Here is a 24520-nt window from a genome sequence, read left to right on the forward strand (position 1 = left end):
TCGTGGTCATCACGGCACCTTCCCCGCTGACACTCGTCAGCGCGTCAGGCCGGAAACACCGTTAAATCCACAGTCCCAGGGCGACAGCAGGACTCAGCCGAAGCGGCCGGAGATGTAGGCCTCGGTGGCCTCGTTGTCGGGGTTGGCGAACATCTTCTGGGTCGAGTTGAACTCGACGAGGTGGCCGGGCTCGCCGGCGGCCTTGAGGTTGAAGAAGCCGGTCTCGTCGGAGACGCGGGCGGCCTGCTGCATGTTGTGGGTGACGATGACGATCGTGTACTCGGACTTCAGCTCGTGGATGAGGTCCTCGATCGCCGAGGTCGAGATCGGGTCGAGGGCCGAGCAGGGCTCGTCCATCAGCAGGACCTGGGGCTCGACGGCGATCGCGCGGGCGATGCAGAGGCGCTGCTGCTGGCCGCCGGAGAGACCCATGCCGGGCTTGCCGAGGCGGTCCTTGACCTCGGTCCACAGGTTGGCGCCCTTCAGGGAGCGCTCGACGATCTCGTCGGCCTCGGCCTTCTTCATCTTCTTGGCGTTGAGCTTGTTGCCGGCCAGGACGTTGTCGTAGATCGACATCGTCGGGAACGGGTTCGGCCGCTGGAAGACCATGCCGATCTGGCGGCGGACGGCGACGGGGTCGACGGCGCTGTCATACAGCGACTGCCCGTCGACCATCACCTTGCCCTCCACGCGGGCACCGGGGATGACCTCGTGCATGCGGTTGAGGGAGCGCAGGAAGGTGGACTTGCCGCAGCCGGACGGACCGATGAAGGCGGTGACCGACCGCGCCTTGACGGTCATGCTGACGCCTTCGACGGCCTTGAAGTCGCCGTAGTAGATGTCGAGGTCGTCGACGGTGATGCTCTTGGCCATGGGGGTGAGTCTCTCTTGTCTTCCGGGACTTCGGGGGTCGGGCTCAGTGACCGGTCTTGGGGGCGAAGATCGCACCGATGGTGCGCGCCACGAGGTTGAGCAGCATCACGATGACGATCAGCACCAGCGCTCCGCCCCACGCGATCTCGATGCCGGGCGGCGTGCCACCGGGGGTCTCGGCGATGCCGGGGTTGGCGTTCTGGGTGAAGATCAGTACCGGCAGCGTCGTCATGCGACCGTCGAAGACGTTGAAGTTCGTCCGCGAGGTCAGACCGGCGATCAGCAGCAGCGGCGCGGTCTCGCCGACCACGCGCGCGACCGCGAGCGTGACGCCGGTGACGATGCCGCCGAGTGCGGTCGGCAGCACGACCTTGACGATCGTGCGCCACTTCGGCACCCCGAGGGCGTACGATGCCTCCCGCAGCTCGTCGGGCACGAGCCGCAGCATCTCCTCGGTCGAGCGCACCACGATCGGGATCATCAGCAGCGCCAGCGCCACCGAGCCGCCGATCCCGACGCGGGTCGAGGGCCCGAAGACGAGGATGAAGAGCGCGAACGCGAACAGGCCGGCGACGATCGAGGGGATGCCGGTCATCACGTCGACGAGGAAGGTGATCCACCGTGCCAGGCGGCTGCCCTTCCCGTACTCGATGAGGTAGATCGCGGCCATGATGCCGATCGGCACCGAGATGATCGCCGCGAACAGCGTGATCAGCAGGGTGCCGATCAGGGCGTGGTAGATCCCGACCTCCTGGTCGAGGTCGGTGCGGTACATGGAGAACGTGAGGAACGTCGTGTTGATCGCGGGCAGCCCGCGGTCGACGACCGTCCAGAGCAGCGAGAGCAGCGGGACGATCGCAATCGCGCAGGCGGCCCAGACGAGCCCGGTGACCATGCGGTCTGTCGCACCGCGCGAGCCCTCGACGACACGCGCCCACAGGGGCAGCGCGACGAGGAAGACGAGGCCGGCGAGGATCGCCCAGGCGATCGGACCCCAGCCGAGGAACAGCACCGGCAGGGCGGCAGCGGCAGCGGCAACGACCGCCACCAGGACGGGCGCGAAGCGCGGGAGCTTGGCCGCGGTGAGCGACAGCGACCCGGTGACGGGTCGCGTCGGAGTGACGGTGCTCATCGCGCGAGCCTCCTCTCGCCGCGCTGGACGATCCAGCGGGCGGCAAAGTTGACCAGGAAGGTGACCAGGAACAGGACGAGCCCGGTGGCGATGAGCACCTGGATCTTGCCGGGCGTGCCCTCCTTGTAGTTGGAGGCGATGTTGGACGCGATCGAAGCGGGGTTGCTGCTCGAGATCAGGTTGAGCGAGATCCCGCCGCCGGCCGAGAGGACCATGGCGACCGCCATCGTCTCGCCGAGCGCGCGACCCAGACCGAGCATCACCGCGGACACCATGCCGGAGCGGGCGTACGGGAAGACGGCCATCCGGATCATCTCCCAGCGCGTGGCGCCGAGGGCGAGTGCGGCCTCCTCGTGCAGCCGTGGTGTCTGCGAGAACACCTCGCGCGAGATCGCGGTGATGATCGGGAGGATCATGATGGCGAGCACGAGTCCTGCAGTGAGGATGGTGCGGCCGGTGCCCGACGCAGGCCCCGCGAAGAAGGGCAGCCAGCCCATGTTCTCGTCGAGCCAGACGTAGCCCGGCTGCAGCTGGCGCGCGAGGACCGTGATGCCCCAGAGCCCGAAGACCACCGACGGCACCGCGGCGAGCAGGTCGATGACGTACGCGATCGGGGTGGCGACGCGCTTGGGTGCGTAGTGGCTGACCACGAGCGCGATCCCCCACGCGAGCGGCACGGCAACGATCAGGGCGATGACCGCAGCCAGGATGGTGCCGAACAGGAGCGGCGCGACGTAGCCCCAGAAGTTGCTCGCGTCCCCGTAGAACTCGGCAGGCTTGGCGAGGCCGGGCACGCCCTCGATCGCCAGGAAGATGAAGACGGCCGCGAGCGCCGCCAGGATCGCGATCCCGGCTCCCATCGCGAGCCGGGAGAAGACCAGGTCACCCACCCGGGGCTTCGCCCGGGCGGTCTCCTCAGCAACGACAGTGGTTGCCACGTGCTACCTCATTCAGTCGGTTCATGCGCCGGTGCGGCGGACCGAGTTCTCGGTCCGCCGCACGCGGTGCTGGACGGTCGGGGAAGCATGCCCCGGACCTAGTGGATCAGCCGGCCGAGATCATGTCGACGATGCCCTGGGCCTTCTCGGCGACCGTGGCCGAGAGCGGCGCGGAGCCGGCCTCCTCCGAGGCGGCCTGCTGGCCCTCGTCGGACACGATGTAGGAGAGGTAGCCCTTCACGAGGTCGGCCTCGGCCTGGTCCTCGTAGGTCTGGCAGGCGATGAGGTAGCTCAGCAGGACGACCGGGTAGGCGCCGGCCTCGGTGCTGGTGCGGTCGATGTCGACAGCCATGTCGACGTCGGCGCGACCCTCGGCGGCCGGCGAGGTCTCGACGACCACGGCAGCGCCCTCGGCGGACGGGGCGACGTACTCCTCGCCGACCTTGACCGAGACGACGGAGAGGTCGCCGACCTGGCTCTCGTCGGCGTAGCCGATCGTGCCGTCGCCACCGGAGACGGCGGAGATGACGCCCGAGGTGCCCTCGGCAGCCTCGCCACCCTTGACCGGGAAGGCGTCCTCTGCCTCGTAGGACCAGGAACCGCTGGCCTTGCCGAGGTAGTCGGTGAAGTTCTTGGTCGTGCCCGAGTCGTCCGAGCGGTGGACCGGCGTGATGGCCGTGTCGGGGAGGTCGGCGTCGGGGTTCTCCTCGGCGATGGCCGGGTCGTCCCACGTGGTGATCTTGCCGTCGAAGATCTGCGCGATCGTGTCGGCCGACATGTTGAGCGAGTCGACACCCTCGAGGTTGAAGGCCACCGCGATGGGCGAGACGTAGGCGGGGACCTCGATCGGGTCCTCGCCGTTGCACCGCTCCTTGGCCGCGCTGAGCTCGCCCTCGTCGTCGTTGAGGTAGGAGTCGGAGCCGGCGAAGCTCACGCCGCCCTCGATGAAGTTGGTGCGACCGTCGCCGGAACCGACGGGGTCGTAGTTGACGGTCACGTTGCCGTCGTTCATGCCCTGGAAGCCGGTCGCCCAGGCGCCCTGGGCCTTCTCCTGCGAGGAGGCGCCGGCGCCGTTGAGGTCGCCGGACAGGCCCGAGGTCTCGCTGGAGCTGTCGTCGCCACTGTCGGCGGCGGTCTCGTTGCCGGCGCCACAGGCGGTGAGGGAGATCGAGAGGGCAAGCATCGCCACGCTGGGGGCGAGCAGCTTGCGGGAAGAAGTGCGATTCACTTCGGTTGCTCCTGATGAAGTCTGGTGATTGCTGACATCACGGACGCTAGGCACGTCAGGAGAACGAGCACGGCGCCGTCGGTGAACGAGGGATGAACTCGACCGGACCGGATGGCGTCGCCCCGCGGTGCGTGAGACGACGATCACATGAAATCACCTTGTCGCCCTTGACGCGGAGTCGGTCGCGGGCCTAGGAGCGTGCCGTCAGGGTCGTCGTACCTCGGTGGCCACGATGCGGCCCTTGCGGTGGTGCACCACGAGCATCGCGCCCGGCTCGAGCTCGACGTCGGGCAGTCCGAGCGCGTCGACCACGGTCGCCAGCACGGGGCGGTGCGTGCACAGGAGGGCGCTCGCGGTGCCGTGGAGCAGGGCGTCGACGATTTCGACGACCCCCTCGGCCGTCGCGTGCTCCTCGCTCAGCTCGTCGTACACCCTGGTCGGCCAACCGGTCGTGTCGACGTAGGGCCGCACGGTCTGCAGGCACCGCACGCTGGAGGAGGTGTGCGCCGACGTCACGTCGAACGCAGCCAGGAGCGGGACCAACCGTTCGGCCTGGACCTCGCCGAGCCGCAGCAGTGGCCGCAGCCGGTCGTCCTTGCGCCAGGCGCCGCGCGAGCGCGCCCTGCCGTGCCGGAGCACGAGGAGGGCGTGCGTACGTCGTCGCAGCGGGCGCGCCTCGGCGAGGGTGTCGCGGTCGTGGGGATAGGTCAGTCGCGTCATCGCCGCCTCCCACGGCAGCCACTCGACGACGTCGATCTCCTCGTTGGGCCGGTAGCCGCTGATGTCGTCGCTGCCCACCACCTTGGCGGTCCAGTAGTCGACGTGCTTCCAGCGGCCGCTGGACATCCGGTAGCGCTGCGGGGCGAGCGCCGGCCCGAGACGGACGTCGAGTCCGGTCTCCTCCGCCACCTCGCGCACCGCGGCCGTGACCTCGTGCTCACCGGGGTCGAGCTTGCCCTTCGGGAAGGACCAGTCGTCGTACTTGGGCCGGTGCACGAGCAGCACCTCCCACTCCTTGCGGCCGCCCTTGCGCGTCACCACGGCACCGGCAGCACGCACGTCGCGGAGGTCCCCGTTGGGCATGGACGTAGTCTCACATCCACTCGCCTGTCTGCAAGGAGACCGTCCGTGCCGCGTCGTGCCGTCATCGCCCTCGCGGCAGTCGTCGCGGTGCTCGCCGCCGGGCTGGTGACGTGGCGACTGCTGTCACCCGAGCCGGAGCTCGCCGGCGCCCTGTCCCTCGTGCCGGCGGAGACGAGCCGGGCCTCGTGGACCGACTGGGAGGGCGTACGCCGCGAGCTCGACGCAGGAGTCGACGCGGACTCGTCCGCCGAGGAGGTGGACACGTTCATGGCCGAGGCATTCGCTGCCGACCTGTCCGCGATGTCGGCCCTCGGCACCTCCGCCGGGACCATGCAGGAGCAGCTCGGGCTCTCCCCCGCGACGCTGCGCTGGGAGCTGCTGGCCCAGTCGGGCGACGGCGCGGTCGAGGTGTTCGGCGTCGCCGACGACCTGTCCTACGACGACCTCGCCGAGCGGCTCGCCGCGCTGGGCTGGGCCGAGCCGGACGAGGAGGACGGGATCTGGGTCGGCGGGCCGGACGTCCTGACCGGGGTCGGCTCGGCGCTGACGCCGGAGCTCCAGCACTTCGTCCTGCTGCCCGACCGCCACCTCGTCCTCACCTCCGACCAGGCGCCCTACCTCGAGCAGGTCATGGAGGTCGTCGACGGTGGGGACGACGCCGCCGACGACCTGGCCGACCTGTCCGCGGGACTCGTGGAGCCGCTCGCGGCAGCGGTGTACGACGGCGCGTACGCGTGCGAGCACCTCGCGATGGCCCAGGCCGACGACGACGCGCGCGCCGAGGCCGACCAGCTCGTGACGGCCGCCGGCGGGGTGCACCCGCTCACCGGGTTCGCGATGGGCAGGCTGGCCGGCGGCGACCTGCGGGCGCTCCTGCAGGTGGAGGACGCCGACAACGCCCCGGGCGACGCCGACGCGCGTGCCCAGCTCGCGGCCGGTCCGGCTCCCGGCCAGGGCGGCGACTTCGGCGACCGGTTCTCGGTGGAGGGCGCCGGCTCGCGGGGTCGCGAGATCACCCTCGAGCTGCGACCCGAGGAGGGGACGTACGTCCTCTCGGACCTGACGAGCGGTCCGGTGCTCTTCGCGACCTGCTGAGCGACGGGTGCGGCTGGGCGCGGTTCAGGCGCGGCGCGGCTCGGGCGGCTTCGGGACGACCCCGAGCAGCGTGTCGATCTCCTCCTGGGAGAGATGCTCCTCCGACTCGCTCGCCGCGATGATGAGCGTGGTCGTGAGCTCGACCTCGTTGAGCAGGTCACCGTCCTCGAGGGTCACGTCGAACTGGTCGTGCACGTCGCCCTCCCTCCTGCGTGGATCATCCGACTCTAGGCGCCGGATCCAAGTGTTGGGTGCCATTCTCTCCGACCGGGCGGGCCGTCGAACATGGCCCGAACGAGTCAAGTGTCACGGTGGAACGACACCGGCCCCACCCCCCGAGGGGGATGGAGCCGGGTCGTGATCAGATCTGGAACAGGTCCAGCGTCAGCAGATCAGAGCGGACGGACGTTCTCCGCCTGCGGGCCCTTGGGGCCCTGGGTGACGTCGAACTCGACCTTCTGGTTCTCATCCAGCGACTTGTAGCCGTTGGACTGGATGGCCGAGTAGTGCACGAAGACGTCGTCGCCGCCGTCCTCCTGCGCAATGAAGCCGAAACCCTTCTCGGCGTTGAACCACTTCACGGTGCCTTGAGCCATGTGCTCGGTACTCCTGTTATCGGAACGAGAAGCCATCACTGCGACGGCTCCGCACCAAGTGCGGTGACACGTCGTCCCGACTCACAAGCTGGAAGGCCCGAAGAAGAAACGCCGTTGGATCACAAACTCCGCGGGCGTCTACCTGCTGGAACTTGCACCTGTTGCACGTCGAACTCTACCAAGAAATGGCGTGACGTCATCGTCCGAGCACCACCTGTTCATGAACAGCGCACGAATGGTCCCGCCGACGGCGCCCTGACACGATCGTCCGGTGACCTCCTCCTCACCCCGGCCGACACGTCCGCGCGTGGCCGTCTGCGGCATCAGCCTGGAGGCCTCCACCTTCTCGCCGGCCCTCACGACGGCCGCGATGCTGGCGCCCCGCCGCGGCCGCGAGGTCCTCGACGCCTGGGACTTCTGGAGCGAGGGCGGCTCGCTGGCCGACCGGGCCGAGTGGATCGGCGTGCTGCAGGCGCGCAGCATCGCGGGCGGCGCCATCCCCGCCGAGGACTACGGCCAGCTCAAGGCGGAGATCCTCGCGGGACTCGTCGCGCACGTCGCCGAGGCCCCGCTCGACGGGCTGGTCCTCGACATCCACGGCGCCGCGGGCGTGTTCGGCCTCGACGACATGGAGGGTGACCTCGCCGTCGCCGTACGAGCGGTGGTCGGCGCAGGCTGCCTCATCAGCAGCGGCATGGACCTGCACGGCAACGTGTCGCGGACGCTCGCCGAGACGGTCGACCTGCTGACCACCTACCGCACCGCACCCCACGTGGACTGGCGCGAGACCAAGGAGCGGGCCGCCCGCAACCTCGTGGATCGACTGGCCCTGCCGCCGGGTCGGCGACGACCGGCGAAGGCGTGGGTGCCGGTCCCGATCCTGCTCCCCGGCGAGATGACCAGCACGCGGCAGGAGCCCGCGAGCAGCCTGTACGCCCGGGTGCCCGAGATCGAGGCGCTCGACGGGATCCTCGACGCGGGCATCTGGATCGGCTACCCGTGGGCCGACGAGCCGCGCAGCTGCGCGGTCGTGATGGTCGTGGGCGACGACGCCGACCTCGCGATGTCGTCGGCGACGACGCTGGCCGGCGAGCTGTGGGAGCGGCGCGCGGAGTTCGGGTTCGTCGCGCCGACCGGGACGTTCGACGAGGTGCTCGCCGCTGCGGTCGCCTCGCCGGTGGCGCCGTACGTCATCTCCGACTCCGGGGACAACCCGACGGCGGGCGGTGCTGGCGACGTCACCTGGACCCTCGCCCGGCTGCTGGCGAGCGACGAGCTGGCCGCGAGCGGGAAGCGCGCGATCTACGCCTCGATCCCCGACGCGATGGGCGCGCTGGCCGCGGCCGAGGCGGGCGTCGGAGCCGACGTACGCCTGCAGCTGGGGGCGCGCGTCGACGACCGGCACGCTCCGCCCGTGGAGGTGTCGGGCTCGATCGTGGCGGTGGTCCCGAGCGAGGACAACCTCGAGGTCGTCGTACGCACGCCGACGGTGGACGTGGTGCTGACCCGGCGCCGCCGGCCGTACCACCTCGAGGCGGACTTCACCCGGCTCGGGCTGGACCCGCGTCGCGCCGACATCGTGGTCGTGAAGATCGGCTACCTCGAGCCGGAGCTGTTCGGCCTCGCCGCCGACTGGATGCTGGCGCTGACGCCGGGCGGCGTGGACCAGGACCTCGCGCGCCTCGGCCACACCCGCATCCAGCGGCCGATGTTCCCGCTCGACGACGTCACGTCGGTCGACCCGGTCGCGGGCGCGGTGCTGTTCCCCGGTGACACCGCGGGCTGAGCGGTCGGCGAGGCCATCACCTCGGGACGCCCCGGAGGCGTACGGACAGGCAGGTCACGCAGCCCTCCATCTTCTCGAACTCGGAGATGTCGACCGTGACCACGTCGAGCCCTCGCTCGCGGAAGAGCGCGGCGGACGCCGGTGCCGACGACGCCATCAGGACGGTGCCGGCGTCGAGCACCACGACGTGCGCGCCCGACTCCTCCGGCACGTCGAGGAAGTGACCCGCCCAGACGTCGGGGTCGTCCACGAGCGGCCCGTGCCCGACCACGGTCCCGTCCGGCAGTGCGGTGACGGCGGACTTGAGGTGCAGCACCTTGCGGACCGGTACGCCGATCACGTCGGCGCCGAGGGGCGCGAGGTGCGCACGCAGCTGCTCGACGCCCGCCTCGTTGGTCCGGCCGCCCAGGCCGACCCAGACCCGACCGTCGTGCTTGAGCACGTCGCCGCCGTCGAGCGTGCCGGGCGCCTCGATGTGGGCGATGCGGTAGCCGCGAGCCCGCACAGCGACCTCGGCCGCCTCGGTCTCGGCACGCCGCTCGTCGGCGCCGGGGCGGGCGATGACGGCGAGGTCGCCGTAGACCACCATCGCGTCCTCGACGAAGACCGAGTCGGGCAGCTCGTCGGCGGCCTCGACCTCAGTGGTCGTCCACCCCGCCGCGTGCAGCGCGTCGACGTACGCCTGCCACTGGCGCACGGCCAGGCCGTAGTCCACGTCGTCGCTGCGCTCGATGTGCGTGACGAGGCCCTCGCCCATCCGTGAGGACGGCGGTCGGACCAGGGCGTGACGGGTGTCCATGGGGCGAACGTACAAGAGGACGCACCCCGTCTGAGATGATCGCCACCGGCGTGGAACCCCGCGCCGGGCGGGCCTCTAGCTCAATTGGCAGAGCAGCAGACTTTTAATCTGTTCGTTCAGGGTTCGAGTCCCTGGAGGCCTACCAGCGTCGGTTCGCCGACAACCGGCGAGGCCGTGGCAGGCCGCGTCAGGTCGAGCGCACCGTCCGCCTCGTCGAGGAGTGCCCGGGCGGCGGCGCGGCCGGCGCTGACCATCCGGTCGAACTGGTGGAACTCGAGCAGCCCGACGCCCAGCGTGGCCGGCGTGACGACCCACGCACCTTCCGCCCGAGCGGCCGCGACGGCGCCTCCGCTGCCGATCATCATGGTGCGCAGCAGCGTCTCGCCCAGCGCGGGGACGCGCGGGCGGGTGGGTCGTGCCGAGCCGCCACCTCCGCTGCCACCCATCGAGATGTTGACCGCGACGACCGGTCCCTCGTCGCGCTCGGTCAGCAGGTCCACGGGGAGGTTGTCGAGGACCCCACCGTCGATGAGCAACCGACCCTCGTCGTCGGGGACCGGGGCGAACAGGACCGGCAGCCCGGCAGACGCCCGGATCGCGGCCGCCACACTGCCGCGCCGGTGGACGTAGCGGGTGCGGGTGACCATGTCGGTGCTGGCGGCGTGGAGCTGGCGCGGCAGGCCCTCCAGCACCTCGTCGCCGAAGGCCCGGTCCATGGCGTCCTCCATCCGGCGGCCCCTGGCCATCGAGTGGGTGGGCAGCCGCCAGTCGCTGAACGGGCGACGGCGTACGAACTCGGCGTAGCAGAGCTCCTCGAGCGCCTCGCCGTCCAGCCCGCTCGCATGGAGGGCGGCGAGGATCGCGCCCACGCTGCTGCCGGCGACCCGGTCGACGTGCAGGCCCGCGTCCTCCAGCTCGCGCAGCACGCCCACGTGGGCGAAGGCCCGGGCGCCGCCTCCCGCGAGCACGAGGCCGAGGGATCGCCCGGCCAGCCGGTCGGCCAGGGCGCGTACGTCGCCGTCCAGGTCCGCGCCCACCACGGTGACCTGCCAGGCGTCGGTCGCGGCCGACCACGCCGCTCTTGCTTGGGGCGGGACAGCCGACCCGCGGAGCACGACGTCCGGCTGGCGCAGCGGCGCCGGGACGATCGGCGCCTCGGGCACAGGCAGGTCCCCGCTTCCCACGAGGACGACGGCGTCGGCCTGGCGCAGGCAGAAGTCGCGCCACTCGGCACCCGCCGGGCCGTCGTCGGCGCCGGCCACGAGCACGACCCGGTCGTGGGTCCGCTCGGCCCGGTCGAGGGCCTCGGCGCCGACCTGTCCGGGTGCCGCCACCGAGCAGTGCAGCGACAGCCGTCGCACCAGGGCGGCGGCGAGCTCGTCCAGGCCCACGCCGGGGTGCAGCCCGACGATGGCGACGACCGTCGGCTGGACCGGTCGCGGGCGTCCCGCGGAGGCACCGACGGTGCGCAGCCGCTGGGCGACCTGGGTGAGCACGACGCGCGACGCCACGGGGTCCTTGCCGAGCAGCTCGTCGAAGGCGGCCCGGGGCAGCTCCAGGACCGTGGTGTCGCGACGGGCGCGCACTGACGCCGATCGCGCCTCGCCGGTGAGCAGCGCCATCTCGCCCAGCACGTCGCTCGGGCCGAGCTCGCGCACCAGTCGCCCGTCGATCTCCACCTCCAGCCGACCGGTGCGGACGACGTACGCCGCGCCGGGCGGGTCGCCCGCCTGCATCAACCAGCTGCCGGCCGGCACCTTGACCAGCCGGGACGCCGCCTCGAGGCGGCGGCGTGCCTCGACGGACAGCGCCGACAGCATGGGTACGTCGGAGAGGTCGGCCGCGTCGTGGCTCGCACCTGCGGGCACCACCGCGCCTCCGGAGACAGGCACCGGCGGCAGCACGCGCGCCGGGGAGCCGTCGTCCCCGGCGTCGGTCTCGACCACCTTCGCCAGCCGTCCCAGCGGCACGGCGACCAGGGCGACCAGCACGAAGGCGGCGATCGAGAGTGCCCAGCCGTCGTGGAACGCCTCGACCGCCGTGGCGGGCGTGGGGTCGCCGAGCACGACGACCAGCACCGCGATGCCGAGCACCCCGCCCAGCTGGCGGGCGCTCGAGACCACGGCCGAGGCGGTGGCGTACCGACCGCCCGGCACTGCGGCCAGCGCGGCGCTGCCCAGCAGCGGCAGCGTCGCTCCCACGCCGATGCCGCTGAGCACCTGGCCGGGGAACCACTGCGTCCAGAACGCCGGCTCGAGCCCGACCTGCTGGTGGTACCAGAGGTAGGCGCCCGCCCACACGAGGGCACCCGGGACCACGATCACGCGGTAGCCGAGGCGGTCCGCGAGCGGACCCAGCCGCGCGGCGACGACGGCGGCCACGAGGGCGCCGGGCACGAGCGCGAGGCCCGCGCGGAGGACGTCGTAGCCCCAGACGTACTGCAGCCACAGGATGTTGGTCAGCAGGTAGGCGTAGAACCCGAAGCCCGCCAGGATCGTCGCGGCGGAGGCGATGCTGAAGGACGGGATCCGCAGCAGTGCGGGGTCGAGGAGTGGCGAGCGGTGCGCGCGCGAGCTGACCACGAACAGGGCCAGGAGCAACGCGGTCGCACCGAAGGCGCCGACGACTCCGCCGCTGGCCCATCCCCAGTCGCTGCCCTTGACGATGGCGAGGTTGAGCGCGCCGAGGCAGGCGACCAGCAGCGCCGCACCACGCAGGTCCGGGAGCGTACGTCGGCCGGGCGCGCGGCTCTCGACGAGCAGGCGCCGGGCGGCCCAGACGGCCGCGACCCCGAAGGGCAGGTTCACCCAGAAGGCCCAGCGCCAGCCGCCCAGCTCGACGAGCGCGCCGCCCAGCGGCGGGCCGAGTCCGGCGGCGACGGCGGCGGCCGCGCCCCACAGCCCGATCGCGTGGGCGCGACGGTCCTCGGGGAACGCCTCCACCACCAGGGCGAGCGAGGACGGCACGACCAGGGCGGCGCCCAGCGCCTGGAGCACGCGCGCGGCGATCAGCAGCTCGACGGACGGAGCGGCGCCGCACAGGACCGAGGCGGCGGTGAAGAGCACCACGCCGCCCACGAACGCGCGCCGCCGGCCGAGCAGGTCGGTCAGTCGCCCGCAGACGATGAGGAACGCCGCGAAGACGATGTTGTAGGCGTTGAGGACCCACGACAGCCCACCGATGGAGGTCCCGGGGAACGACTCGATGATCGAGGGGAAGGCGACGTTGACGATCGTCGCGTCGAGGAAGGCCAGGAAGGCGCCCGACGACGCAACGAGCAGCACCCTCGATGCGGGCACCCGCGCGCCACCGTCCGATGACATGTTCACCCTCCACTGCTCCGATGCCGCCCGGGCAGTCTGGACCTGGGTGCCGATGCCGCACAACGGAGGTCGGACGCGTGGCTAGTCCGCGTCAGCAGTTCCTTGACCTGCACCGACACGGACTGCGAATGTGGACGACCTTTCAACCACTCCCCGCCCGGCCCGTGGCGTCGGAGGAGCAGTCGGAGGAGCAAGGGCCTCAGGCGTCGGCGACCTCGAGGAGCACCTTGCCGACGGCACCGCTCTCGACCGCGGCGTGCGCGTCGGCGGTCCGCTCGAGCGGGTAGTGGTGGAGCGGCAGGCCGTGCTCGTCGCCGACCCCGAACCCGCCGTCGGCGACCGCCGTCGTGATGTCCTCGGCCGCCGCGCGCAGCGCCGCGTGCCCGACGGTGTAGAGCAGCACCCACTGGAAGCGCGCGTTGGTGGAGAAGGTCTCGCGGACGCTGAGGGTCAGCTCGTCGCCACCGTTGTTGGCATAGATCGCGATCGTCCCGCGGGGCTTGATGACCCCGACGTCGAGCCGCAGGTTCTGCGCGGGTGCCACCTCGACGACGAGGTCGACCCCGTCCGGGGCGAGGTCGCGGATGGCGGTGGCTGCGTCCACCTCGCGATAGTTCACGACGTGGTGCGCGCCGGCGGCCCGCGCGAGCTCGCCCTTCTCGGGTCCGCTCACCGTGGTGATCACTGTGGCGCCGGCCCAGCGGGCAAGCTGGATGGCGGCGTTGCCCACTGCGCCGGCCCCGCCGGCGACGAGCACCGTCATGTCGGACAGGGCTCCGGGAGCGAGCCGGTCCGGGCCGTCCTCGGAGGTGGTCAGGGCCCGGTGCGCGGTGACGGCGGGCACGCCGAGGGAGGCGCCGACGTCGTACGACGCCGCGTCGGGCAGCGCGGCGACGTTGGCCAGCGGCAGGACGACGAGCTCCTGCGCGGTGCCGCCGGGGCGGGTGTGCTGCGCCAGCATCGTCCAGACCCGGTCGCCGACCGCGAGACCGGCGACGTCGGGCCCGACGGCGTCGACGACCCCGGAGCCGTCCTGGCCGGGCACAATCTCGGGGAAGGCGAGCTCGCCCATCCCGCCGGCGCGGAACTTCCAGTCCGTCGGGTTGACCCCCGCGCGGACGATCCGCACGCGGACCTCGCCCGGACCGGGCTCGGCCGCGTCCCGCTCGACCAGCTCGAGGACCGAGGAGTCGCCGCTCTCGGTGTAGACCACTGCACGCATCACGTCTTCTTCCGTCGGGGATCGTGTGCCGACGTCAACACACGGAGGCGCCCGACTATGCCGGACCGGGGGCGACCCGACCGGTCAGCGGACCCTGACCGACCCGACGCGGTAGGCGCCCGACGCCGTGCGTCCGGCATTGGCGAGGTGCATCGGCTGCGAGTAGCCGGTCGGGTCGACGACGCTGACGAGGACGTCGTACCTCCCCGGCGACAGCCGCGGGACGGAGACCTTCGTGGTGCGCCGCGAGGAGGCGACGAGCCCGTCGAGCTGCTGGCCGAGCGCCGCGCTGACCGTCCTGCCCGACCGCGCGAACGTGAGCCGCACGTCCCAGCGGTCGTACGTCGGCGCACTGCCCTGGTTGACCCACGCCGTCCGCACGGTGATGCGGTCGCCCGCGGCGATCGAGCGGGGCAGGGTCAGCGACCGGAGCCGGATCCGGTACCCGGCGGTGGCGAGCGCCGTGGCGTACGCCGAGCGCTGATGTGGCGTCAGCGCGTCGTGCGTCCACGGCATGTTGCCGGACGACAGCGTGGACACGTGGAACTGGCGGACCTGCTTCGCCCCGAGGACGGGATCGGCCTGCGTACACCACTCCGAGAAGAACGGCCGGGTGCGCCAGAACGACTGGAGCCTCTCGTCGACCGCGAGCATGGAGTACATGTCGGGGCAGCCGAGGCCGTCGGTGCGCATACCGAGCTGGGGGTGGGCGGCGAGCGCCTTCAGGGTGAACTCCACCGGGGTCATGGTGTTGATCAGGAGGTGCTTGTTCGGGAAGGCCGAGGCGACGGCATCGACGATGGCGAGCCCGTTGGCGTCGGAGACCCGCTCACCGGCGTCGACGTGCCACTCGCCGTAGCTGCCGTAGCCGCCGACGTCGACGTAGCCCAGCCGCGGGTCGTCGCCGTAGCGCCGACCGAGCTCGGCCATCAGCTCGCGCCACTGGCCCTGGAACCCGGTGGAGTTCCAGTCAGGGATGTCGGTGCCCGGCTGGCGTGGGACGAACGGCGGCGTCACCGCCGGGCGGTCGGCCCGGTAGTTCATCCAGCAGCCGGGGCAGTAGGCCATGACGCGGAAGCCGAACTTGCCGCCGCGCTCACCGGCCTCGGCGAGCCCCGCGTCGAGCCAGGTGAAGTCCCACTGGCCGTCGGCCGGCTCGATCCGGCCCCAGTAGACCTGGTCGCGGTAGTAGACGTCGTTCGAGGTCACCGTCGACGGCGTGGGCTCGGCTCCGAGCCAGCGGTACTGCCCGCGCAGCGGGTTCGGGAGGTCGGCGCCCGCGGGCAGCGCGGCGAGGGCGTACGTGCGCTCGGACCGCTTGCCCGGGCCTGTCTGCGCGGTCGACGGCGTCGCGACGAGCGCCGCGGTGAGGCCCGCGATCCCGACGAGGGCCACGACGGCGCGCGTCAGCGAGGTCGTCCGTCCCAGGCCTCGTGCTCGCACGCCCGCCAGTGTGCGCGAGACCCCAGGATCCCCGCAGGATTACCGAAGGATCCGTCAAGCCGAGCGTACGGTCAGGCGCGCTCGGGTACGCCGCGCGCACCGGAGTCGGTGAGCTCGGCCTCGCGCTCGGCGACCGCCTCGAGCTCCTGCCGGCGGGTCTCCTGCATCATCGCCCGCGTGGCGTCGTAGATGCCGGGGTCGGACACCAGGTCGGCGGCACCGCGGCGCAGCCGGGCGAGCGCGGCGCGGGCGAAGATCTGCTGCTCGGTCGTGGTGCGCTCGGAGCGGTTGTTGCTGATGAACGTGATCGCCCACCGCATCAGGGCCGACACCTGATTCTTGAACCCGGTGAGGTAGACGAGGTGCACGCCGAGCCACATCAGCCACGCGACGATGCCGGTGAGCCGGAACCTGCCGACCATCGCGACCGCGCGGAACCGGCTGATGATCGCCATCGAGCCCTTGTCGAAGTACTTGAACGGCTCCTGCGGCTGCTTGTCCTCGAGCCGGTTCCTGATCTCCTTGGCGGCGTACTTCGCGCCCTGGATGGCGACCTGCGCGACGCCCGGGAGGTTGTCGAGGGCGATCATGTCGCCGACGACGAAGACCTCGGGGTGGCCGGGCAGCGTGAGGTCGGGGTTCACCGCGATGCGGCCGGCCCGGTCGAGCGGGGCACCGGTCTGCTCCGACAGCGTCTTGCCGAGCGGGTTCGCCTGCACGCCTGCGGCCCAGATCTTGGTGACCGAGGAGATCCGCTCGGACCGACCGTCCTTGAACTTCACCTCGAGGCCGCGCTCGTCGACGTCGGTGACCATCGCGCCGAGCATGACCTCGACCCCGAGCTTCTCGAGCTCGGACTTGGTCTTCTCGCCGAGCTTGGCACCGAAGGGCGGCAGCACCTGGGCGGCGGCGTCGATCAGCAACACCCGCGCCGTACGGGTGTTGATAGCCCGGAAGTCCTTGTTGAGGGTGCGGTGCGCGAGCTCCGCGATCTGGCCGGCCATCTCGACACCGGTCGGGCCGGCGCCCACCACCACGAACGTCAAGTGGTGGTCGACGTCGTCGCCGCGGGTCGCCCCCAGCTCGGCCATCTCGAAGGCGCCGAAGATCCGGCCGCGCAGCTCGAGGGCGTCGTCGATGCTCTTCATGCCCGGCGCGAACTCGGCGAAGTGGTCGTTGCCGAAGTAGGACTGGCTCGCGCCGGCGGCAACCAGCAGCGAGTCGTACGACGTCACGGTGTCGCGGCCCAGCACCTGCGAGGTGACCGTCTTGGCGGTGAGGTCGATGGCGTTGACCTCGCCGAGGATCACCCGGGCGTTGTCCTGGCTGCTGAGGATCTCGCGGGTCGGCGGGGCGATCTCGCCCTCCGACAGGATGCCCGTCGCGACCTGGTAGAGCAGCGGCTGGAAGAGGTGATGGGTGGTCTTCGCGATCACTGTCACGTCGACGTCGGCACGGCGCAGGGCCTTGGTGCCGAAGAGCCCGCCGAAGCCTGAACCGATCACGACGACCTTGTGTCGCGGCGTCTGCGTCGTGGTCATCGATAGCTCCTGGAGTCGAGGTGCGAGTGCTCGTGGTGGCGCTGTAGAAACATTGTCCTCCCGCGCCGACCGGGAGGACGAAACGCCGGGCGCGTCTGGTTGCTCACATCCGCTACCCGGAGTCGCGAGAAACTAGGGTGATGTCGAGGTTTGAACCGCCCCGATCGCGGGTAACCATCGCCCCACTGGACTGCCCACCCCCTCGAAATGAGTCCCAGTGCCGCTGAGCTCCGAGTTGACCCTGGCGTCATCGCCGCGCGCCGCGGCCGATGCCCGGCGCTGGGTCAGCGACGTCTGCCACCGGCTCGAGCGACCCGACCTCGTCGAGTGCGCCGAGCTGGGCGTGTCCGAGCTGGTGGCCAACGCCGTCCTGCACGCGAGCGCGCCCTTCCGGGTGCGGGTCCGCGGCACCGCGAGCCACCCGCGCATCGAGGTCATCGACGGCTCGACCAGCCCGCCCGTGCCACCGGCGCCGCTCGTCGGTGACAACCTCGACCTCCTCCTGACCTTCGGGCGCGGTCTCGCCATGGTGGCCCAGTGCGCGGTCGCCTGGGGCGCGACGATCGAGGCCGACAGCAAGATCGTCTGGTTCGAGCCGGCCGCACAGATGAGCGACGAGGGTGGCGCCGAGTGGGTGATCGACTCCCACGACCAGCCCGGCCCCGAGCCCATCAACGACGACGCCGTCGAGGTGCGCCTCCTCGCCCTCGAGGTGCCGCTCTACTCCTCCCTGGCCCGGCAGTACCACGAGCTCCGTCGTGAGCTCCGGCTGCTCTCGCTGTCCCACCAGTCCGACTACCCGCTGGCCGGCGACCTCACCTCGATGTTCGCCAACTTCGAGCGGCAGTTCCCCGCGACGTTCGGCGACCAGGTGCGCGCGGCCGAGACCGGTGGGCTGCGGCGGGTCGACCTGACCTTCTCGATGATGCCCGAGGCCAGCCCGATCTTCGTGACGATGACCGAGATGTTCGACGTCGCCGACGCCTTCTGCCGCGCCGAGCGCCTGCTGTCGCTCGCGCGCACGCCCGCACAGCGCTCCCTGCAGAACTGGCTCCTCGGCGAGCTGGTCCACCAGCTCGGCGGGGCCACGGCCCAGCCGTGGTCAGGTCCGTCCGGCGCCAGCGCGTCCTCCGCCAGCCAGGTCGGGTGACCGCGCGCCCGCTGCGCGCCACCGACCTCCTCGTCGTGGCGGCGGGCGGCGCCCTCGGCGCCCTGCTCCGCCTGGCGGTCGACACCGCTGCGCCCGACTCGCTCTTCCCGTGGCCGACGCTGGGCATCAACGTCGTCGGCGCCTTCGCGCTGGGGCTGCTGCCCGCGCTCACCGTCGTACGCCGCTCGCCCCAGGTGGCGCTCGCCCTCGGCCCCGGCGTGCTGGGCGGCTTCACCACGGTGTCGGCGTGGGCCGGCCAGGTCCGGGCGCTCGCGGACGACGGCCACACGGGACTGGCCGGGCTCTGCCTCGTCGCCACCCTGGCTGCCGGACTCGTCGCGGCGGCACTCGGCCAGCACCTCGCGCGTGGGGCGGCCCCGCCGGAGTCGCAGACGTGACCGCCGTCCTCGTCGCCCTCGGAGCGGTTGTGGGGGCACCGCTGCGCTACGTCATCGCTCGCGCCCTCGACGGCCGTTTCCCGACCGGGATGCTGCTCGTCAACGTCGTGGGCTCCGGACTCTTCGGCGCGTTCGCGGCGATGGCGCTCGGCGACGCCGGGTGGGCGCTGCTCGGCACCGGGTTCTGCGGTGCCTTCACGTCGTTCTCGTCGTTCGCCGTCCAGGCCGTCGAGCGCCCCGCTCGCACCGCGACGGCGTACGTCGTGGCGACGGCCGTGCTCTCCGTCGGTGCCTGCGCCGTGGGCTGGGGCCTCGTCAGCGCCGTGGGCTAGGCCAGCCGTCGGCAAAATTCTTGACAGTCGTCACGACGTCCGGCGCTAGCCCCAGCCGAGCTCGTGGAGCCGAGCGTCGTCGAGCCCGAAGTGGTGCGCGACCTCGTGGACCACGGTGATCCGGACCTCCTCCTCGAGGTCGTCCACGGTGTCGGCCATGTCGAGCAGCGGCCCCCGGAAGAGCAGGATCCGGTCGGGCAGCATGCCGCTGTGGTTGGCCGGGCGCTCGGTCAGGGCGAGCCCGTCGTAGAGCCCCAGCAGGTCGGGGTCGTCCGCCGGCGCCTCCGCCTCGACGAGGACCACCACGTTGTCGACCAGGCGCGCCAGGTCGTCGGGGAGGCCGTCGAGGGCGCGCCCGACCATCGCGTCGAACGCGGCCGGGTCCAGGTCGATCGGCATGGCACCCAGCGTAGGGAGAGGGAAGAAATCCGGCCGGAGATGAGAAAAGCCGAACGGGGTGAGCTGAGGCTCACCCCGTTCGGCATGCGTTGGCGACCCCGACGGGACTCGAACCCGCGGCCTCCGCCGTGACAGGGCGGCGCGCTAACCAACTGCGCTACGGGGCCAGGTTGGAACTGGTCGTACTGGTGAAGCGGGTGGAACTCTAACCCATGGTCAACGGCCGCCACCAATCGGCGTCGGCCCCTGACCCGGTCGTACCCCCAACCGGATTCGAACCGGCGCTACCGCCGTGAAAGGGCGGGGTCCTGGGCCGCTAGACGATGGGGGCCAGCTTGCCTGGGCAGGCCCACTCAAGCGTCGACCAGCATAGGGCCAGGGGCCGTCGCGCTCCCAACCAACGCGCTGCATGCAGGCCGTGTGGCTGGTCGTCGCCGGACGCATCGCGGGATAGGCCTCCGGGTGTGGGTGGCGCTGACTAGGCTTGGCCAGTGACTACGGGGGCGCGTCAGCTGCACTTCCTCGTTGTCGATGACAACGAGGACATCCGGGACGTCTTCCGCCGCCTCGTGGAGCGTGCAGGGCACCTCGTGACGACTGCCAACGACGGTGTCGAGGCGGTCGAGGCGCTCCAGCAGGAGACCTTCGACGTGATGCTCCTCGACCTCACGATGCCGCGGATGAACGGCGTGGAGGTCGTCCGGTGGATGCGCGACCACCCCAAAGTAGGTGCCACGATGCGGGTCGTCGTCATCAGCGCGTGGGCCGGTGAGCACAGGGCCGACCTCCAGGAGCTCGGAGTCGAAACCGTGATGCAGAAGCCGCTGCGCATCCAGCAATTGACTGATCTGATTGCGGAGACGCTGCCTGATCAGGAGTCCTGACTCCCGACCCTGACAGCTTTTTCGGGGGTTCGGCCTCTGGGCGGTGTCGTGGCGCGCCCAGCCGGGCGTGCTTCACACCCAACCCCTGGAGAAGAATCATGATGAACCGCATCCGCACCCGCATCGAGGCCAAGCGCACGAGCACCCAGCTGCAGGCCGTCTACCTGTGGCGTCCCGCGCCCGGTCGTCGCTGACACCGGCTGGATGACTCACCTGACGTGAGGCATCCACCGTGATGCACATGGACAGCGTCGAGTCGGCCGACGGCCGGCTCGGCGCTGTCCTCTCAGCGCCCCGCTCGGGCGCCGTACCCCTGGGTCGGCACGGGCCGTGGCTGGCCGCCTCGCCGGCGCTCGCACGCAGCGTGCTGACCGATCCCGGGTCGTACGACTTCCCGGGCGACGTCAGCCGGAGCGGCGACCTGTCCGGGAGCACGGGTGACACCCGGTCCGGTCACCTCACCTTCGCGGCGCTGACGCCTGCCCAGGTGTCGACCGGCACCACGGTGTTCGACGACGAGTGGCGGGCCGCACTCGCCGACCACGTACGCAGCGCCCCGGCCGAGGCGTACGACGCCATGGTGCTGTTGCGACGCCCCGTGGCCAGGTCGACAGTGGCCGCCGTGCTCCCCGGGCTGTCCGTCGCGCGCCGCGACGACCTCGCCGACCGGTCGCTGGCCTGGATCGACTCCCTGGCCCCCGTGATTGCCGCGGCGCGACCCCCGCGCCGCTGGAGCAGGGTGCGCCGCTCGGAGCGCGACGCGAGGTTCGCCCTCGAGGACGCCCTCGCGGCCACCAACGACCTGGCTGCGACCCCGGCCGAGGTGGCCACCATGCTCGCCGCCGGGATCCAGGTCCCCATCGCCGCCGGTGCCTGGCTGCTCGCCTTCCTCGCCGTCCACCCGACCTCGGTCGCCGACCCCGTCCACGCGGTCTGGGAGACCCTCCGGCTGACGCCGCCGACCTGGGTCACCGCCCGGGTGACGACCCGCGAGGTCGCGCTCGGCGCCGAGTCGCTGCCCGCGGGGGCGGTCGTGCTCGTCAGCCCGCTGCTGCTCGGCCGCTGCCCCGACCTGGTGCCCGGGGACCCCGACGGGCTCGCGGACTTCGACCCCCAGCGGTGGCGCGACCCGACGAAACGGCCGGGTGCCTGGCTGCCCTTCGGCGCGGGTCCACACGCCTGCCCGGGCCGGAACCTCGGGCTGGCCCAGCTCACCCGGCTCGCCGCGTGGGTGAATGCACACCAAATCACCTTGAGCGAACACGTCTCCATCGACCAGAGTCGGGGCATCGCACCGCAGCCGTGCCGCTTCACGGTCGCTGGCAGGAGGGAGGCACCGTGATCGAGCACCCTGCACTGCAGGACGTCTCGGCGGGAGGCCCCGTCTCCGGCGAGGCCGCCGCCTTGGCCGCACGGATCATGCAAGGCGAGGTCGGCGTCGGCGAGGCCATCGGTGACATGGCGGCGCACCTGCTGGCGGACAGCCGCGTGGAGATCGTGGTCGCGGCGCTGACCCGGGTCGGCCCCGAGGACGAGGATGGCTGGCGTCGCCTCGGCGGGCGAGCGTGGGTGCGTGAGTGGTCGCGCCCGTGGTCCACGACCTCGCTGCTGCCCCCGCCCGGGGCGGGCGCAGAGGCCGCGCAGAGCATGCCCTGGCTCTCGCAGTTCGGTCGCAGGGGCACCGTCGTGCTGGTCGACCGTGAGCTGCTTCCGCCCGAGGCGGACCAGGACCGGTCCGAGCTGGGCGCGGTGGGCATCCGGAGCGTGGCCGCCACCTCGTTCAGCGCTCGTGGCGAGATGTTCGGGAGCCTGTCGGCGGCCAGCATCGGCGCCGGCCTCTGGCCGCAGACGCTCGTCGACGACCTCCGGCTGCTCACCTCCGCCGTCACCGCGCGGCTCGCCCTCGAGCAGTCCCGGCGCGCGCTCGCCGAGGCGATCGACGCCGGCGCCGAGGCGCAGGAGGGCTACCAGCAGTTCTTCGCGGCAGTCGGGCACGAGCTGCGTACGCCCCTCGCCGCGATCACGGGCTACACCGAGGTCCTGCTCGACGATGCGGCCCAGGCACCTGACGGACCGGTCGCGGAGGCGCTGCTGCGCGACGGGCCGGTGATCCTGCGCGCGAGCGAGCAGCTCGTGGCCGTGGTCGACAGCCTGCTCGGGGCGGGACGCGCCCTGGCCAGCGACGACACCCGCCAGGACGTGGGGGTGGCCGACGCGCTCGCGGACGTCGTCCACTGGCACCGGGCGACCGCACTCGCCGCGCACGTGGAGATCTTCGTCGACGTCGACCCGGAGCTGACCGTCTGGGCGCACGCGTCCGGCGTACGCCAGGTGCTCGCCAACCTCCTCGGCAACGCCATCACCCACCACCGCGCCGACGGCGGGACGGTCCGGCTCTCCGCGAGTGGTCTCCTCGGCGAGAGCGGCCAGCCGATGGTGAGGATCATCGTCCGCGACGACGGACCGGGACTCGATGCCGACCAGCTCGCCCACGCCTTCGACCCGTTCGTACGTTTCGCGACGCGCGGCACCCAGGGCACCGGCCTCGGGCTCTCCATCTGCCGCACCATCGCCGAGCGCGACGGAGGTGCGGTGCGCGGCATCTCCACGGTCGGTACGGGGTCGTCGTTCTGGCTCGAGCTCCCCGCCCAGCAGACCGTCGCGGCCCCCGGCCCGGCCACCTGAGCCGATTCCGTCCGCACCCACGGGCTCATGTATCCTCGTCCCCGCTTGGGCAGGTAGCTCAGTTGGTACGAGCGATCGCCTGAAAAGTGATAGGTCGGCGGTTCGACCCCGCCCCTGCCCACAAGCACAGAAGGGCCCCGATCACGTCCCGATCGGGGCCCTTCTGCGACTCCGCGCCGGACCCGCGAGGATGTCTGCGTGCTCCCCCGCCTCGAGGTCGTACGACGACTGCGTCCGGTCGACCTCGTCGCGCCGGGCTCCGTGCAGTTCGACACGACCACCGGCGGCATCGTCGCGCTGCCGGCCGTCGCGCCGTACGTCGCCGCGACGACCACCGCGGTGGAAGGGGCGGTCCTTGCGTTCGGGCTGGGCGGCCGCCGGCTCGCCGCCTCGCTGGAGGACGGCTCAGTGTCGCTCCGGGTGACCTCCGGCGACGAGACGCAGGTGTTGCGGAGCCGACGGTTCCACCGGGCCGAGGACCCCCTCGGCATCGCCCTGACGCTGACCGGGACGCACGTGACGGGGTGGACGCGGGAGGACGACCGCTGGGTCGCCCGGGCGCGCCACGACCTGCGCGACGACGACGGGACCGGTCGTGCCCTCGACACGCGGGACGAGGTGGCGCTGGCGGACCTGCGGGTCGAGCTTCCCGACGGCGGCGGCACGGCCGGCGCCTTCGGCCAGCTCGGGCTGCGCGACGTCCGGTTCGTGACCGACGAGGACGGCCGGCCCGTACGCGACGACGAGGTGCTCTGGCTCACCGCGACCTCCGCCGGCCCCGGCTTCTTCGACACCGCGCACACGAGCGTGTGGCGCCTGGACCCGACGAGCCTCGACCTGGCGCACGCGGGCGACCTGTTCTTCCGGCGGCCCGACCGGCCGGGGGTCTTCGGCGACCACGCCACCCACCTCGTCCGCTCGTCCGGCGGGTGGCTCGTGGCGACCAGCACCTGGGGCGACTTCGAAACCCCGACGACGCGCGCCGGCCGTCGTACGCCGTCGGGGTTGCGGGTGACCCTCGCCGAGTCCGACGCCGACCTGTTGCGCGGCACCCACGTCCTCGACACCCGCGAGCTGCCGCTGCCGACCGACGGGCTCGCCTCGATCGCGACCTGGGACCCGCACCTCGTGCGGCGCGACGGTCAGTGGCTGGTGGGCTTCGTGAGCGCCCGACGCTTCTTCGACTTCCATCCCGCGCTGGCCGGCGGGCCTGCCCTCGACGTCCTGCGGCTGCTGGGCGCCGCGACCGACCGGACCGCCACCGAGGGAACCACGCTCGTGGAGGTCGACGGGGACCTGATCGTGCTGGCGAGCGACGGCCGCGACTCGCCGCGCGGCATGCGGGCACGGTTCCCCGTCTTCGACCTCGCGATGGGCGAGACCGGCATGCTCGACGCGCCCTACCCGACCAACCTGCCGTGGCCCGCCCTCGCCCGGGTCGACGACGGCTGGCTGATGGCGACGTTCAACGGCAGTCCCGCCGGCGGCACGCTGCTCGGCTACGGCACCCACGGCGACCTGGTGCTGATGCGTCCGACCTGATCGCGCGGCGATACGCTGGGCGTGACGGCGGTCACCACCCCTCGACCGCTCCGACCAGGTCCGCACACCCC

The 24520-nt window shown here is 71.9% G+C and carries 22 protein-coding genes and 4 tRNA genes; 11 read left to right on the plus strand and 15 right to left on the minus strand.

Annotated features, from left to right (window positions below; all coding sequences use genetic code 11):
* Nucleotides 1–93: 93 nt before the first annotated feature.
* The 5 genes from pstB to EUA94_RS13940 form a co-directional block, all read right to left on the minus strand.
* Nucleotides 94–873 (minus strand): phosphate ABC transporter ATP-binding protein PstB, encoded by a 780-nt coding sequence (pstB, locus tag EUA94_RS13920; RefSeq protein ID WP_129427494.1) that lies wholly within the window; start codon nt 871–873, stop codon nt 94–96.
* 43 nt (nt 874–916) lie between these two features.
* The gene (gene pstA, locus EUA94_RS13925) at nt 917–2005 is read right to left on the minus strand and encodes a phosphate ABC transporter permease PstA (RefSeq protein WP_129427495.1); all 1089 of its coding nucleotides are present in this window, start codon (nt 2003–2005) and stop codon (nt 917–919) included.
* Nucleotides 2002–2943, minus strand: a complete 942-nt coding sequence (gene pstC / locus EUA94_RS13930; RefSeq protein ID WP_242494872.1) for a phosphate ABC transporter permease subunit PstC — start codon at nt 2941–2943, stop codon at nt 2002–2004. Before pstC ends, pstA begins: the two co-directional genes overlap by 4 nt.
* A gap of 106 nt (nt 2944–3049) precedes the next feature.
* On the minus strand, nt 3050–4171 hold the full coding sequence (pstS, locus tag EUA94_RS13935; protein ID WP_207210556.1) for a phosphate ABC transporter substrate-binding protein PstS: 1122 nt from the start codon (nt 4169–4171) through the stop codon (nt 3050–3052).
* Nucleotides 4172–4375: 204 nt separating this feature from the next.
* Nucleotides 4376–5254 (minus strand): NUDIX hydrolase, encoded by an 879-nt coding sequence (locus tag EUA94_RS13940; protein ID WP_129427496.1) that lies wholly within the window; start codon nt 5252–5254, stop codon nt 4376–4378.
* Between the two features lie 45 nt (nt 5255–5299).
* Here EUA94_RS13940 and EUA94_RS13945 point away from each other — a divergent pair, with 45 nt between their 5' ends.
* Entirely contained in the window at nt 5300–6349 is a 1050-nt protein-coding gene (locus EUA94_RS13945; protein ID WP_129427497.1) for a hypothetical protein, read from the plus strand.
* A 24-nt stretch (nt 6350–6373) separates the two neighbouring features.
* Here EUA94_RS13945 and EUA94_RS22160 read toward each other — a convergent pair whose 3' ends face one another.
* Both EUA94_RS22160 and EUA94_RS13950 read right to left on the minus strand, forming a co-directional pair.
* Nucleotides 6374–6544, minus strand: a complete 171-nt coding sequence (locus tag EUA94_RS22160) for a hypothetical protein (RefSeq protein ID WP_165356898.1) — start codon at nt 6542–6544, stop codon at nt 6374–6376.
* A 197-nt stretch (nt 6545–6741) separates the two neighbouring features.
* The gene (locus tag EUA94_RS13950) at nt 6742–6945 is read right to left on the minus strand and encodes a cold-shock protein (RefSeq protein ID WP_056598399.1); all 204 of its coding nucleotides are present in this window, start codon (nt 6943–6945) and stop codon (nt 6742–6744) included.
* 271 nt (nt 6946–7216) lie between these two features.
* Between EUA94_RS13950 and EUA94_RS13955 the strand changes: the two genes are divergently transcribed.
* Entirely contained in the window at nt 7217–8731 is a 1515-nt protein-coding gene (locus tag EUA94_RS13955) for a M81 family metallopeptidase (RefSeq protein WP_129427498.1), read from the plus strand.
* A 16-nt stretch (nt 8732–8747) separates the two neighbouring features.
* On the opposite strand, the gene ddaH is transcribed toward EUA94_RS13955, so the two are convergent.
* On the minus strand, nt 8748–9530 hold the full coding sequence (ddaH, locus tag EUA94_RS13960; protein ID WP_129427499.1) for a dimethylargininase: 783 nt from the start codon (nt 9528–9530) through the stop codon (nt 8748–8750).
* Between the two features lie 69 nt (nt 9531–9599).
* Between ddaH and EUA94_RS13965 the strand changes: the two genes are divergently transcribed.
* Nucleotides 9600–9675: transfer RNA gene (locus EUA94_RS13965), tRNA-Lys, on the plus strand.
* Here EUA94_RS13965 and EUA94_RS13970 read toward each other — a convergent pair.
* From EUA94_RS13970 to EUA94_RS13985, 4 genes are all read right to left on the minus strand, one after another.
* On the minus strand, nt 9647–12853 hold the full coding sequence (locus EUA94_RS13970) for a DHA2 family efflux MFS transporter permease subunit (protein ID WP_129427500.1): 3207 nt from the start codon (nt 12851–12853) through the stop codon (nt 9647–9649). The two genes, EUA94_RS13965 and EUA94_RS13970, sit on opposite strands and share 29 nt — an antisense overlap.
* Before the next feature lie 199 nt (nt 12854–13052).
* The gene (locus EUA94_RS13975; protein WP_129427501.1) at nt 13053–14075 is read right to left on the minus strand and encodes an NADPH:quinone reductase; all 1023 of its coding nucleotides are present in this window, start codon (nt 14073–14075) and stop codon (nt 13053–13055) included.
* 84 nt (nt 14076–14159) lie between these two features.
* On the minus strand, nt 14160–15518 hold the full coding sequence (locus EUA94_RS13980; protein ID WP_129427502.1) for a DUF4832 domain-containing protein: 1359 nt from the start codon (nt 15516–15518) through the stop codon (nt 14160–14162).
* A gap of 71 nt (nt 15519–15589) precedes the next feature.
* Nucleotides 15590–17059 (minus strand): NAD(P)/FAD-dependent oxidoreductase, encoded by a 1470-nt coding sequence (locus EUA94_RS13985; protein WP_129427503.1) that lies wholly within the window; start codon nt 17057–17059, stop codon nt 15590–15592.
* A gap of 217 nt (nt 17060–17276) precedes the next feature.
* Between EUA94_RS13985 and EUA94_RS13990 the strand changes: the two genes are divergently transcribed.
* From EUA94_RS13990 to EUA94_RS14000, 3 genes are read left to right on the plus strand one after another with little or no spacing between them, the layout of a single operon-like run.
* Nucleotides 17277–18209 (plus strand): ATP-binding protein, encoded by a 933-nt coding sequence (locus EUA94_RS13990; RefSeq protein WP_129427504.1) that lies wholly within the window; start codon nt 17277–17279, stop codon nt 18207–18209.
* Nucleotides 18206–18607 carry a FluC/FEX family fluoride channel gene (locus tag EUA94_RS13995; protein WP_165356899.1) on the plus strand — a complete coding sequence of 134 codons (402 nt, stop codon included), beginning with the start codon at nt 18206–18208 and terminating at the stop codon, nt 18605–18607. Before EUA94_RS13990 ends, EUA94_RS13995 begins: the two co-directional genes overlap by 4 nt.
* Nucleotides 18604–18939 (plus strand): fluoride efflux transporter FluC, encoded by a 336-nt coding sequence (locus EUA94_RS14000; RefSeq protein WP_129427506.1) that lies wholly within the window; start codon nt 18604–18606, stop codon nt 18937–18939. Before EUA94_RS13995 ends, EUA94_RS14000 begins: the two co-directional genes overlap by 4 nt.
* Nucleotides 18940–18984: 45 nt before the next feature.
* Here EUA94_RS14000 and EUA94_RS14005 read toward each other — a convergent pair whose 3' ends face one another.
* The 3 genes from EUA94_RS14005 to EUA94_RS14015 form a co-directional block, all read right to left on the minus strand.
* Nucleotides 18985–19338, minus strand: coding sequence for a metallopeptidase family protein (locus EUA94_RS14005; protein ID WP_129427507.1), 354 nt, complete (start codon nt 19336–19338; stop codon nt 18985–18987).
* 90 nt (nt 19339–19428) lie between these two features.
* A tRNA-Asp gene (locus EUA94_RS14010) sits at nt 19429–19505 on the minus strand.
* 91 nt (nt 19506–19596) lie between these two features.
* A tRNA-Glu gene (locus EUA94_RS14015) sits at nt 19597–19669 on the minus strand.
* A gap of 160 nt (nt 19670–19829) precedes the next feature.
* On the opposite strand from EUA94_RS14015, the gene EUA94_RS14020 reads away from it, so the two are divergent.
* From EUA94_RS14020 to EUA94_RS14040, 5 genes are all read left to right on the plus strand, one after another.
* On the plus strand, nt 19830–20222 hold the full coding sequence (locus tag EUA94_RS14020; protein WP_129427508.1) for a response regulator: 393 nt from the start codon (nt 19830–19832) through the stop codon (nt 20220–20222).
* 241 nt (nt 20223–20463) lie between these two features.
* On the plus strand, nt 20464–21564 hold the full coding sequence (locus EUA94_RS22950) for a cytochrome P450 (protein ID WP_165356900.1): 1101 nt from the start codon (nt 20464–20466) through the stop codon (nt 21562–21564).
* On the plus strand, nt 21561–22907 hold the full coding sequence (locus tag EUA94_RS14030; RefSeq protein ID WP_129427510.1) for a sensor histidine kinase: 1347 nt from the start codon (nt 21561–21563) through the stop codon (nt 22905–22907). The genes EUA94_RS22950 and EUA94_RS14030 overlap by 4 nt, the downstream gene beginning before the upstream one ends.
* 47 nt (nt 22908–22954) lie before the next feature.
* Nucleotides 22955–23028 (plus strand) — tRNA-Phe (locus EUA94_RS14035).
* Between the two features lie 77 nt (nt 23029–23105).
* Nucleotides 23106–24449, plus strand: a complete 1344-nt coding sequence (locus EUA94_RS14040; protein ID WP_129427511.1) for a hypothetical protein — start codon at nt 23106–23108, stop codon at nt 24447–24449.
* Nucleotides 24450–24520: the final 71 nt, after the last annotated feature.

It is taken from the genome of Nocardioides zhouii (assembly GCF_004137345.1).
In the GTDB taxonomy this organism is placed as follows: Bacteria; Actinomycetota; Actinomycetes; order Propionibacteriales; family Nocardioidaceae; genus Nocardioides; species Nocardioides zhouii.